Source organism: Sulfitobacter sp. R86518 (genome assembly GCF_042466275.1).
GTDB lineage: Bacteria > Pseudomonadota > Alphaproteobacteria > Rhodobacterales > Rhodobacteraceae > Sulfitobacter > Sulfitobacter pontiacus.
Window position 1 is genome coordinate 96,949 of record NZ_JAXHCA010000006.1, and the last position, 10,943, is coordinate 107,891.

The following is a 10,943-nucleotide window of genomic DNA, read 5'->3' on the forward strand; positions in this document are numbered from 1 at the left end:
GTGGGGTATTTGAAAATATTATGTAAATACATGGGTATAGGCGGGATTCCGCCTGTGATCGCTAAGTTTGTGACGCAGCGGCTTGCCCCGACGCGCTGACCTGATTAGGTCTCGGGTGGGCGAATACCTTACTATTTCAGTTTGACAATAGCCGCGTGGCGGTTCATTTCCGACTAAAACAGTAAGGGACAGAATTCCATGCAAATTTCAAGGATTGCCTTGGTGGCCGCGCTGGCTGCATCACACCCCGCCTATGCGCAGGAGGCGGATACGCTTGATCTGGGGACGCTCACGCTTGAGGCGGAAAGCGACGCGACGCTGCTGCAAAACGGTTACGTGGCCGAATCGGGTCGTCAGGCCACGCGGGTCGACACCCCCATCCGTGACATCCCCCAAGCGATCAGCACCGTCGGGCAGGACCAGATCGAAGATCAGGAGCCGCGCACGCTGCTGGACGCCTTGGGCTATACCTCGGGCGCCAATGTCACCAACTTCGGTTTCGACTCGCGCTATGACGCGGTCTATCTACGCGGCTTCTCGGCCTACTATGACGGGCTGTTCCGCGATGGCTTGCGTCAGGTGAATGGGCCGTCGGCGTGGTTCCAGAACCACCCCTACACGTTCGAGGGCGTTTCCGTGCTCAAGGGGCCATCGTCGTCGATGTATGGCGTCAGCGGTGCGGGCGGTCTGGTGAATATCATTTCCAAACGCCCCAAGGACGAAGAATATAACGAGCTGAAGCTGACCTTTGGCACCGACAGCCGCAAAGAGCTGGCGTTCGATTTCACCGGCCCCGTCGGCACCGACGGACGGCTCAGCTATCGTCTGACCGGTGTGGCGCGGGATGCGGATACGCCGCTGCCGGGCTATAGCGATGATCTGGCGCTGCTGGCCCCGTCCTTCACCTATCAGTTGACGGACCGGACCAAGATCACTGTGCTGACAGAATATTCTAAATCAACGCGCGGCGGCACGGCGTCTTACTACAACCCGTCACAGGGCGAGGCGTCTGATATTTATGTCGGCGATCCTGATTACAATGACTTTGTGAACGAACAATGGCGCGTCGGCTACGAGCTTGAGCACGAAATGGACAATGGCGTAACCCTGCGCCAGAACCTGCGGTATTCCGAAGTGGATGCCGATCTTGAGTTTAGCGGCATCTATGCGGCGGGCACGGGGTTCGGGCGCTACTGGGGCTATTACCTTGAGAACTCCGAGAATTTCTCGGTCGATACCTATGCCGAGGGGCATTTCTCTACCGGTGCGTTTGACCACACGGTTGTGGCCGGTTTCGATTATACGCAATCGTCCTATGACGCCTATTATGGTGGTGTCGGCTATGTCTCTGCCGCTGACACGGACGCGGTGGAACAACCCTATTCCAACGGTCAGGAAATGTATCAGTATGGCGTCTATGTGCACGACCAGCTGAGCTCCGGCCCGTGGACGATGTTCCTTAGCGGGCGCTACGACTGGGTCGACATGACCACCTTTGATGCCAATCAGAACGGCACCGATACATCGCACAACGGTTTCTCGGGTCGTGTCGGGCTGAGCTATGCGTTCAACACCGATCTGTCGGTCTATGCCAATGTGTCCAGCTCTTTCGTGCCGACCACAGGGTTGGTTTATGACGACAGCAGCGATCCCAACAGTGCCCGCGCAGCAGAGCCGACGCGCGGGCTGCAAAAGGAAGTGGGCGTGAAATACCAACTGCCAGGTACCGAAAGCCTTGTAACCGCGTCGCTGTTTGACATCCGTCAAGAGGACGGTGTGGTCTTCCAAACGGTTGATCCGGCCACGTTCAATGGCTTGAACCAAGTGCAGGTGCCCTATGATCTGCGGTCGCGCGGGCTGGAGATTGAAGGCCAGTTCAACTTTGCCAATGGTTTGCGCGTGACTAGCGCCTATACCTATCTGGATATGGAGATCGAGGCAGGGTCCACCGGCACCGTGGGCAACCAGCTGTCGGCCACGCCGCATCACACCGCATCGATCTGGGGCTTCTACGAGCCGCAAAGCGGGGCGTTCAAGGGCTTTGGCTTCGGGGCGGGTCTGCGTTATGTCGGCGAAAGCTATGGCAACGATGCAAATACCTACAAGAACGATGCCGAGGTCTTTGCTGATCTGTCGCTGTCCTATGACTTTGGCGAAGTCGGCTATGACGGGCTGAGCGCGCAGATCAACGTCAAGAACGTCTTTGACAACACCGACCAGACCTGTAGCGCGGACTATTGCTATCGCTACGAAGGGCGCACAGCGACGGCCAGCGTCAGCTACCGCTTCTGATGGCGCGGCTTGAGGGAACTTGGGGTGTCGTCGGCGCGATCGGCGGCATCTATATCGCGCAAAGCGTCATTGCGGGCGTCACATGGTCCGGGTTGCCGGGGGTGTTGCGCGCGCAGAACCTGCCGCTGGACCAGATCGGGTTGATCTCGGTGCTGGTGCTGCCTTGGGCGCTCAAGTTCCTTTGGGCACCGAGGGTTGAACGGTTCCGCCTGCCCGACGGCGGGCGGGACCGGTCGGTCACAGTTGTAACATTGGGCGCCGCGGTGGTGGTCGCGGCGCTTTTCGTGGTGGGGCTGATCGGCCCGTCGCCGGTGCTGCCTGTTTTGGCGGTGCTGATGGTGGCGGCCTTTGCGACGGCCACGGTGGATATTGCCTGCGACGGCTATGCCGTGGCGGCGTTGAAGGACACGGAATACGGCTGGGGCAATGCGGCGCAGGTGGGCGGCGCCTATCTGGGGGCTGCGATCGGCGGGGGCGTGTTCCTGATCCTCGTGGACCGCGCCGGATGGCTGGTGGGCGCATGGGGGATGGCGGCGGTGATTGCTGTGCTCTGCGTCCCCTTTGCGATCATCGCGCGGGCGAAAACGGCGCAGGCGCGACCGCATCAGCCGCGGCTTAGAACCGCCTTGGCCCGCGCCGAGGTGCGTCAGGGTTTGCTGGTCGCGGCGCTTTATGTCGTGGCGCAGAAAACCGCGATGGGGATGTTCGGGCCTTACTTTATCGATGCGGGCTATGATCTGGGCCAGCTTGGGCTGCTCAGCGGGGTCGGCAGCCTGACCCTGGGCTTTGCGGGGGCGCTGACCGGTGGCGCGGTGGTGCGCCGTTTCGGCACCCGCGTGGTGCTGGCCGGCGCGGTGGCGCTTCAGGCGCTGATCCTCGGGGTGGTTGGCCTGTCGGCGGCGGGCGGCATTTTCGCCGCCGCGACGGTGGCCCCGATTGCGATGGTCAGCAGCGCGGCCGTCATGGCCTTCGGGTTCGTCGCCCTTTACGGGCAGTTCATGAACTGGTCCGATCCGCGGCAGGGCGGCGTCGATTTTACCTTGTTCCAATGTATGGATGCGGCGGTGAGCATGGTCTCGGGCATGGTCGCCGGGATCATCGCCGAGCATCTTGGTTACGGTTTCTTTTTTGGTGTGGCCTGTGCCGTCTCGCTTGCGGCATTGCCGCTGATCTGGCGGGTCTCGGGGCAGCGCGCACCGCAACAGGGGGTGGCCCATGTCTGATCATACTGCACAAACCGAATTGCCCGGCGTCAACTTCGCCGCGCTGCGTCAGGCCACCTTGGCCGAAGCGGCAGAGCATGACCTGCACGTCGAACAGGATGGCGCGCAGGGGATTGTCGTGGGCACCTATTATGGGCGGATCGCCTTTGCCCCGTCGGGTGCCCATTGCAAGGCCGAGATTTCGACCGCGCGCGCCGATTTCTTGCAGACATTGAAGGACAGCCTAGTAGATCAGATCGGCAGCGTCATGCCCGATGCGGCGCAGGCGATCCGCTGGTCGGATGGGGTACGTCAGGGTGCCTTGCCCGACAATGCACGGTTGATGACGGTGCAGCACCGCGAGATGTTGGACTGCGGGTTTATGCGGGTCACGCTGGCGGGCGATGTGGCGCGGTTCTCTGACAGTGCGATCCATTTCCGCCTTGGCATCGCGCAACCCGGCAAGCCCCCCCAATGGCCCCGCATCGGAGAGAACGGGGCAACGGTCTGGCCCAAGGGTGAACACAAGCTGCATCTGCCGGTCTATACCGCGCGGCGGGTGGATCGGGAAAACGGGCTGCTGGTGTTTGATCTGTTTATTCACGAAGGTGGGCGCACCACCGATTGGGCGCGCAGCGTTGAACTGGGGACGCAAATCCTTGTCACCGGACCGGGCGGTGGCGGCTGTACGATTACGGGCCCGGTGTTCGGATTTGCCGATGATACCGCCTTTCCGGCCATCGCCCGTATCATGGAGGCGAACCCCGATCTGACCGGGCGCATCATGCTCTACCCCTCCCATGTAGATGCCGCGCATTATCCGTTACCAAAGCACACAGGTCTGGAAGTCGTCATCGCCAACGAGGCCGAGCGTGCCACGATGGGGCAGGCGGCCTGCGACGCGGTGTTATCTGCAGCGGACGGGTTTTTATGGTTCGCGGGGCAAAAGGCGTTGGCGGCGCAGGTGCGCAAGACGTGGAAAGAGCATGGCGGCGCGGCCGAGCGGTCCTATATCTCGGCCTTTTGGTAACGCGCTGTCATTGAGACAAAAAAGGCAGCCGGTGAACGGGCTGCCTTTTCGTTAGTTGAACCGGATGGCGCGCCTTACGCGGCGCTGGCGGATACCAGCAGTTGCGCCTCATGCGCGCGCAGGGACCGGCGCGCGGCGACAAAGTTGGACATGCCGTCAGCCAGCTCAAGCTCGGGGAACAGCGACAGGATCTCGCTGCGCTGTTCGGACTGGATTCCGGCCATCGAATGTGCCCCCGGCTGGAAGCTTTCGGCCCATGTGCCGTCCGCAAACACGACTTCGTGGTTGTCAAACAGCATGTGGATGTAGCTGACCTTGTCCGGCGTGACAGTGTCGACCCCGTCGAGGCCGACCAGGTGTTTCGCCGCGACCAGAACTTCGCGTTCGCTGAACATCACCTCGGCCGTCTCAGAAGGCGACAAGCATGCGGTGGTTCGGGCTGACCATCATATCGCGCTGCGGCACGCCTTCACCAAAGGCACCGGCCTTGATCCGAACGGGGTTAAAGCCGGGGGTGCGCAGCAGGTTGTCGCGCCCCAGATTGCGGCGGCCCACCCAGCGAACCGGCTGCAGGCCGTTATCCCGCGTGACGACCAGATCGCCGACCTTGATCTGCTGCACCGGAATCTCGCCGCGTCGCGTGGCGATGGTGGTGCCGGGGGTGAAGCAGATCACGACCTCTTCGATCTCGGAGTAGGTTGTGGTGCCGGTCACGTTGCCGTCGGCATCGCGGAATTCGATGGTGCCGGATTCAGGGCCCGTTTTGGTCAGCGTGTACTGCGACCGATCCAGCCCGCTGAGGTTCAGAACGTCGACATCTGTTCCGTCGGCATCTTCGCCGCCCACGATGGTGTGATTGCCGCCCGAGGTAAAGTTGAACAGGTCAGAGCCTTGACCCCCTTCGGCGCGGTCGTTGCCGCCACCCGAGGTGATGGTATCCTGCCCGTCGCCGCCCTCGATCTGATCGTCGCCTTCGCCACCGTCCAGGCTGTCGTTCCCGCCCTGGCCAAAGATCGTGTCGTCGCCCTCGCCGCCCAGAATGGTGTCATTGCCCGCTTCGATCGGGGTCACAACGGCGTCATCAATCAGGTCGCCAGACAGTGTGAAGCCCGACTGTGTGGAACGGGTTTCGAGCGTGAACTCGATAAACTCGCGGTTCTCGAACTGGCCAGAGAACCAGGCATCCTGATCGTCGGGGGAGTTCGCCTCGGTGCCCGCTGCGGTTACGGTGCCATCGGCATTGGTGACATTCAACGACGTGTCATCGCTGGTCGCGAAGGAGGTGAAGCTGTTGGTGTCCAGCGTCACGGATTCCTGATCGCCGGGGTTGTTGCGATCCAGATCGTTGAAGGTCGCGGTGGAATTCAGCGCGATCGGCTTGAACTCGCCCGTATCGATGTAGTGCTGACGGTCGTAGAATTCGAGCCGGAAGGTCGCGGTTTCACCGGCATACCTGCTCCTGCTTCCATCACCGGAGTTCAGCAGGATCTCGAAGCCGGTGCCACCGGTAAGGTCGATGGGCATGTCGTCATTCGAGGTGTCGACCAGCACCAGCCGCGCAAAAACGCCGCCGCCATTGTCCAACGTTGCCACGTTGTCATAAAAGACGCTGTCGCCTTCGTCGGCAGAGTTACCCGTGTTGAAAAGGCGGCTGGCATAAGACAACGTGATCGGGGACGCGTCGTTGCCCGGGGCCGTGCCTACGCCCGCATCGCCATACAGCAGGTCATCGCCCGCGCCACCGTCGATCCGGTCGTCGCCGCCTTCGCCAGACACGCGGTCGTTGCCGGCACCTGCATCGATCCGGTCGTCTTCTGCTGTACCTTGAAGGGTGTCTGTCCCCGTCGTGCCGTTGATCGCTGCCATTGTCGTCTGCTCCGCGTGATTTCTGCAAGAAACCACGGTCCGAAGTCGGCAAAGGTTTCGCAAATCGTGAAAAAACTAACGTTCTTTTATCGCGGTATGCGCATCTGGCAACGGATTTAACGGCTTTGTGATAAGTTGACGTAGCGGCCTTCTCGTGTCAGTTGTGGATGGGGCGACGGTTCACGTTTTATGACCAGTGGATACAAAATGGGGGCGGCATTACTGCCACCCCGCGCTTTGGTCTAAGAATTACTTGCGAAGCAATGCCAGTATGACGAGAAAAGGCAGCGTGAATATGCCCTATCTCACCGGCCTGCTTGGAGAAAATCGTGATGCCGTTCTATGCGCCCTACCTGCCAGTAACCCAAGGGTAGATCAAGCGGGGGAAAACCCCCATCTACGGTTGGATTAGCCCTAAAACCAGTGATTTGGCGACCGCATGATCGCGTGTGCTGGCCCGCAGCTTTTCTTTCGCGCCCTTGATGTGTTTCTCGAAGGTTTTTTCGCTGATCTTGAGGGTCCAGCAGATCTCGGCCGGGCGCAGGCCAATGGCAAGATAGCTGAGGCAGTCCCGTTCGCGCGGGGTGAGGTTGACCAGCACGCTCATGTGATCGCGGCGGATCGCTTCATCCATTGCAAAGGACAAACGTCGTAGCGCGCTGCGATGCTGCTGCCAGTAGAGCGCAAATTCGCGGTCGCTGCGTGTCTCGCTCACCCAAAGACCGATGCCGGAGATAGCCTGACCCGCAGGCGTGCGGTTCAGCGCGAAAGACGCACCGAACTGCATGCCGATGTCATTCTCAAGCTCGGATTGCATCTGTTGCGGTTCGGTCGCGTGGTCCAACAGGCTGGCGTCATTCCACAGCACCTCTTTCGTGCCATTGGCGATTAACTCGACCGAGATATCGTCATCCACCAGCGCTTGTTCCTCGACCGCGGTGACCCAGTCTTCGGGGTAGGTGTGGCGAAAGAAACCGGCTTGGGTAAACCCGCGCACGGTCGCGTCACTGGCGTAAGGGATGATGCCATAGCCGATGCCGGTGACGCCCAGATCGGCGAAGGTTTGGGTGCAGCTGTCCCAAAACGCAACATCGCCCGTGCCCGCTTTCGCGGCACCTGCCAAATCGATCAGCTTTTCCAATGACATGTTCGCCCCCCAGCCTAGGCAACATAATGGCAACGGTGTCGCCAAAAAGCAACATAAAATATGGTCGGAATAAGGCGGTTCGCCTTGTTTATATAGGCGCGTGAAGGCCTCGAACCGGTGCGCGTCAAAATACCCTGTTCGGAAAATCGCAAAGCGCGTAGAAAGAAACCATGAATATTTGCGCGATCACAATGGTTTACAAAGACTACTGGGCGCTGTCCCAGTGGTACGCGCATTATGGGCGCATGCTGGGGTTTGATAACCTCTATATCGTCGCCCACGGGGCCGACGCCAAGATCGCCAGCCTTTGCCCGCGTGCGACCGTGATCACCGTGCCCCGCGAAACGCTGGAAGGGTTCGACCGGCGACGTGGGCAGGTGCTGAACAGTTTTGCCGATGGGCTGGCTGTGTCTTTCGACTGGGTGATCCGCACCGATGCGGACGAGCTGATCTGCTATGATCCCGCACTTTATACGTCTCTGCACGCGGTGTTAGAGACGGCATCGGCAAAGTCGATGTTCGCGCTTGGTCTCAATGTGGCAGAGACCTTGGAGGATGATGTGCTCGCGACGGGGCAAATGGCCCTTGGCCATCGGCGCACGGCGGTGTTCTCGGGGCACTACAGTAAGGCATGGGCGACAAAGCGCGGCACGGGCCTGTGGCGCCACGGCATATGGGTCGGGCCCAAGCGCATTGAAACGGCGGTGTTTGAACTGCCGCGCGGTGTCTATTTGATGCACCTAAAATACGCTAATATCGACGCGTTAGAGACGGCAAACCAGCATCGGGTCGATGTGGGGAACATGCCGGGGCGGGGCTTGCCCGGTGCCGCGTGGAAGGAGGCGGACCAGACGGCGGCACGGTTCTATGCCCGATTGGCGGGATATCGCGACGAGACATGGGAGGTCGCGCGCGATCACGCCTATGCCACGATCAGCGCGGATCCGGTGCGCGACGCCAAAGAAAACGTGCTGCGAGCGAAATCGACAGTGTTCGAGCAGCGGGTGACCTTGCCGGAGTGGGTCGCCGCGACGTTTGGCGATATTTGATTGCTGAGCCTTCGACGCTGCGGGTTCCGGTGATGGTGCCTTTACCATGCCCTGTTCCCGTGGTGGGATACCCCGACACAGACCGTAGAATGCGTGGGAGGAGAGCAGGATGACGGATAAGATAAAGGTCGAACGGCACGGACCGGCGACAGTGCTGCGGCTTGATGATGCCGAGACGATGAACGCGCTGACATCGGCCATGGCGCTAGAACTGCGTGACCTGCTGCAACAGGAATCACAGACAGCGCGGGCGATTGTCTTGGCGGGGTCGCCGCGCGCGTTTTCGGCGGGGGCGAACCTCAAGCAGGGGACGATCGAAAGCGGAAAAGAGCTCGACGCGGGTGCCGCGCTTGAAAATGCCTACAACCCGTTGATGATGACGCTTCGCGATCTGCCGGTGCCCGTGGTCTCTGCCGTGCAGGGGGCGGTCGCGGGTGTGGGCGCGTCGATTGCGCTGGCCTGTGATGTGATTGTCGCCGGTCGTGATGTCTATTTCCTTGAAGCATTTGCGCGGATCGGGCTGATTCCCGATGGCGGGGCTACGTGGCTGCTGACCCGCGCCGTGGGCCGCGTACGCGCGATGGAGATGATGCTGCTGGCCGAGAAAATTCCCGCGCCGACGGCGTTTGACTGGGGGCTGGTGACGCGGCTGGTCGAGAATGACGCGGTTGACGCCACCGCGCTTGAGATCGCGACCAAACTGGCAAACGGGCCGGTGCGCAGCCTTGCCCTGATCCGCAAAGCCGCGTGGAGCGCTGCCGACACTGATTTTGACACCGCACTGGCGAACGAGCGCAAGTGGCAAAAAGAGGCGGGGAATACCCCAGACTTCAAAGAGGGCGTGGCCGCGTTCCTTGAAAAACGGGCACCCCGCTTTAACGGGTGATCTGTTGCTTAAGGGGGCTGTGGTGCCTCTGGTTCCTGCGGGTGTCGGTCCCTTGGGAACGAAATCATGATCTGTGCAGTTGACGCCCTGAAGGGTTTTGATCATGTACCGCCACCTCATCGCCGCTGCTCTTTTGGTCGTTCTGGCTGCCTGCCAGTTGCCGAAAGATCCCGAAAACACGACTGATACCGTGCAAGGTGCCGTGCTGAAGGTCGGCGCGTTGCAAGATCCTTTGCCGGAGCAAGACTTGCAGGCGGTAACACTGATCGCCGCGGCGCTGGATGCCCAAATCGAATGGCATCGCGAGAACCCGCACCAGATGCTCGACGCGCTTGAGGGGGGCGATCTGCATCTGCTGGCGGGCGGGATACCGAAAGATTCACCGCTGACAGAGCATACGGGCGTGACCAACCCCATCGGATATGTGACCGTCGGGGCCGACCGTCCCGAACGGGTCTTGCTGTTGCGGCGCGGCGAGAACCGGTTTCTCATGCGGTCCAATATGGCGCTGCGTCCGCTGACGCGGGAGGCGCAAGAATGAACCGCTACCCCCCGCTGCCGCCAGAGATTGCCAAGAAAATCGCGAAAGCGCGTCGGCTGGAATGGTGGACGCTGTTCTGGCTGGCCACGATCATTTTCGTGATGTTCATGGTCATGGGATCAAGTCAGGCGATGCAGGCGGCGTGGATCGAAGACACGCTATCGCTGTTGCCGCCGATCTTGTTCTTGATCGCCGCGCGGCTTGAACGGATGCCACCAAGCCCGAAGTACCCCTTTGGCCTGCACCGTATCGGCACCCTGGCCTTTGCCCTTTCGGCGGCGGCGCTGACCTTGATGGGCGGCTATCTGGTGTATGATGCGGTGGTCACGCTGGTGCGGCAAGAACACCCCACCATCGGCAGTATCGACCTGTTCGGCACCGAGGTCTGGATGGGCTGGCTGATGGTGGCGGCATTGGTCTATTCGATCATCCCGCCGGTGATCTTGGGCCGCAAGAAGCTGGCCATTGCGCCTGATATTCAAGACAAGGTGTTGCATGCGGACGCTGACATGAACGCCGCAGACTGGAAGACCGGCGTTGCGGGTATTCTGGGCATCATCGGTATTTCCATGGGGTTCTGGTGGACCGATGCCGTGGCCGCGGGGCTGATCGGGTTGGACGTGTTGAAGGACGGTGGGCGCAACTTGCGTATCTCGGTCGCGGAGCTGTTGGACGGTGCGCCGCGCAAGCTTGGCTCTGCCGAGCGTCAACATCTGGCGGATCGTGTTCAGAAAGGCATGGACGGCGCGCCCGTCGTCAAGCTGCGCGAGGCCGGACGCTATCTGCACGTGGTTATCGGCGACGACGACGAGTTGCTGCCCGATCCAGAGCGCGCGAAAGAGCTGGTGGGCGAGGATGACGCCTGGCGCGTGGTCACCCTGAGCGTGAAGCCCGATAAATAGGCTACCCCAGGACAGTTGGAATTTTTTC

10 protein-coding genes are annotated in these 10,943 nt (G+C 60.9%); 7 read left to right on the top strand and 3 right to left on the bottom strand.

The genetic code is table 11. The features are described 5' to 3' along the window. The first annotated feature begins 198 nt into the window (after positions 1 to 198). From SJY36_RS16520 to SJY36_RS16530, 3 genes are read left to right on the top strand one after another with little or no spacing between them, the layout of a single operon-like run. A complete protein-coding gene (locus tag SJY36_RS16520; protein WP_386176608.1) occupies positions 199 to 2,292 on the top strand; it encodes a TonB-dependent siderophore receptor in 2,094 nt (697 codons plus the stop codon). Beyond that, positions 2,292 to 3,515: an MFS transporter gene (locus SJY36_RS16525; RefSeq protein ID WP_037967023.1), complete on the top strand. Its 1,224-nt coding sequence runs from the start codon at positions 2,292 to 2,294 to the stop codon at positions 3,513 to 3,515. The genes SJY36_RS16520 and SJY36_RS16525 overlap by 1 nt, the downstream gene beginning before the upstream one ends. Beyond that, positions 3,508 to 4,524, top strand: a complete 1,017-nt coding sequence (locus SJY36_RS16530) for a siderophore-interacting protein (RefSeq protein WP_037967021.1) — start codon at positions 3,508 to 3,510, stop codon at positions 4,522 to 4,524. Before SJY36_RS16525 ends, SJY36_RS16530 begins: the two co-directional genes overlap by 8 nt. A 74-nt stretch (positions 4,525 to 4,598) precedes the next feature. Here the strand turns inward: SJY36_RS16530 and SJY36_RS16535 are convergent, their stop codons facing one another. The 3 genes from SJY36_RS16535 to SJY36_RS16545 all read right to left on the bottom strand — a co-directional run bounded on the left by SJY36_RS16535 (position 4,599) and on the right by SJY36_RS16545 (position 7,537). Then, entirely contained in the window at positions 4,599 to 4,946 is a 348-nt protein-coding gene (locus tag SJY36_RS16535) for a Hint domain-containing protein (RefSeq protein WP_386176609.1), read from the bottom strand. Beyond that, entirely contained in the window at positions 4,933 to 6,390 is a 1,458-nt protein-coding gene (locus SJY36_RS16540) for a Hint domain-containing protein (RefSeq protein ID WP_386176610.1), read from the bottom strand. The genes SJY36_RS16535 and SJY36_RS16540 overlap by 14 nt, the downstream gene beginning before the upstream one ends. Positions 6,391 to 6,787: 397 nt before the next feature. After that, entirely contained in the window at positions 6,788 to 7,537 is a 750-nt protein-coding gene (locus SJY36_RS16545; RefSeq protein WP_386176611.1) for a helix-turn-helix transcriptional regulator, read from the bottom strand. Between the two features lie 191 nt (positions 7,538 to 7,728). Between SJY36_RS16545 and SJY36_RS16550 the strand changes: the two genes are divergently transcribed. From SJY36_RS16550 to SJY36_RS16565, 4 genes are all read left to right on the top strand, one after another. Beyond that, entirely contained in the window at positions 7,729 to 8,586 is an 858-nt protein-coding gene (locus tag SJY36_RS16550) for a glycosyltransferase family 2 protein (RefSeq protein WP_235208590.1), read from the top strand. A 109-nt stretch (positions 8,587 to 8,695) separates the two neighbouring features. Next, a complete protein-coding gene (locus SJY36_RS16555; protein ID WP_386176612.1) occupies positions 8,696 to 9,472 on the top strand; it encodes an enoyl-CoA hydratase-related protein in 777 nt (258 codons plus the stop codon). Between the two features lie 103 nt (positions 9,473 to 9,575). Beyond that, on the top strand, positions 9,576 to 10,013 hold the full coding sequence (locus tag SJY36_RS16560) for a hypothetical protein (protein WP_037967013.1): 438 nt from the start codon (positions 9,576 to 9,578) through the stop codon (positions 10,011 to 10,013). Beyond that, on the top strand, positions 10,010 to 10,915 hold the full coding sequence (locus tag SJY36_RS16565) for a cation transporter (protein WP_037967011.1): 906 nt from the start codon (positions 10,010 to 10,012) through the stop codon (positions 10,913 to 10,915). Before SJY36_RS16560 ends, SJY36_RS16565 begins: the two co-directional genes overlap by 4 nt. Positions 10,916 to 10,943: the final 28 nt, after the last annotated feature.

Excerpts from the sequence above, each read along its gene's own strand:
- SJY36_RS16520 (WP_386176608.1), top strand. The coding sequence starts at position 199 with ATGCAAATTTCAAGGATTGCCTTGGTGGCCGCGCTGGCTGCATCACAC.
- SJY36_RS16525 (WP_037967023.1), top strand. The coding sequence starts at position 2,292 with ATGGCGCGGCTTGAGGGAACTTGGGGTGTCGTCGGCGCGATCGGCGGC.
- SJY36_RS16530 (WP_037967021.1), top strand. The coding sequence starts at position 3,508 with ATGTCTGATCATACTGCACAAACCGAATTGCCCGGCGTCAACTTCGCC.
- SJY36_RS16540 (WP_386176610.1), bottom strand. The coding sequence starts at position 6,390 with ATGGCAGCGATCAACGGCACGACGGGGACAGACACCCTTCAAGGTACA.
- SJY36_RS16545 (WP_386176611.1), bottom strand. The coding sequence starts at position 7,537 with ATGTCATTGGAAAAGCTGATCGATTTGGCAGGTGCCGCGAAAGCGGGC.
- SJY36_RS16550 (WP_235208590.1), top strand. The coding sequence starts at position 7,729 with ATGGTTTACAAAGACTACTGGGCGCTGTCCCAGTGGTACGCGCATTAT.
- SJY36_RS16555 (WP_386176612.1), top strand. The coding sequence starts at position 8,696 with ATGACGGATAAGATAAAGGTCGAACGGCACGGACCGGCGACAGTGCTG.
- SJY36_RS16560 (WP_037967013.1), top strand. The coding sequence starts at position 9,576 with ATGTACCGCCACCTCATCGCCGCTGCTCTTTTGGTCGTTCTGGCTGCC.
- SJY36_RS16565 (WP_037967011.1), top strand. The coding sequence starts at position 10,010 with ATGAACCGCTACCCCCCGCTGCCGCCAGAGATTGCCAAGAAAATCGCG.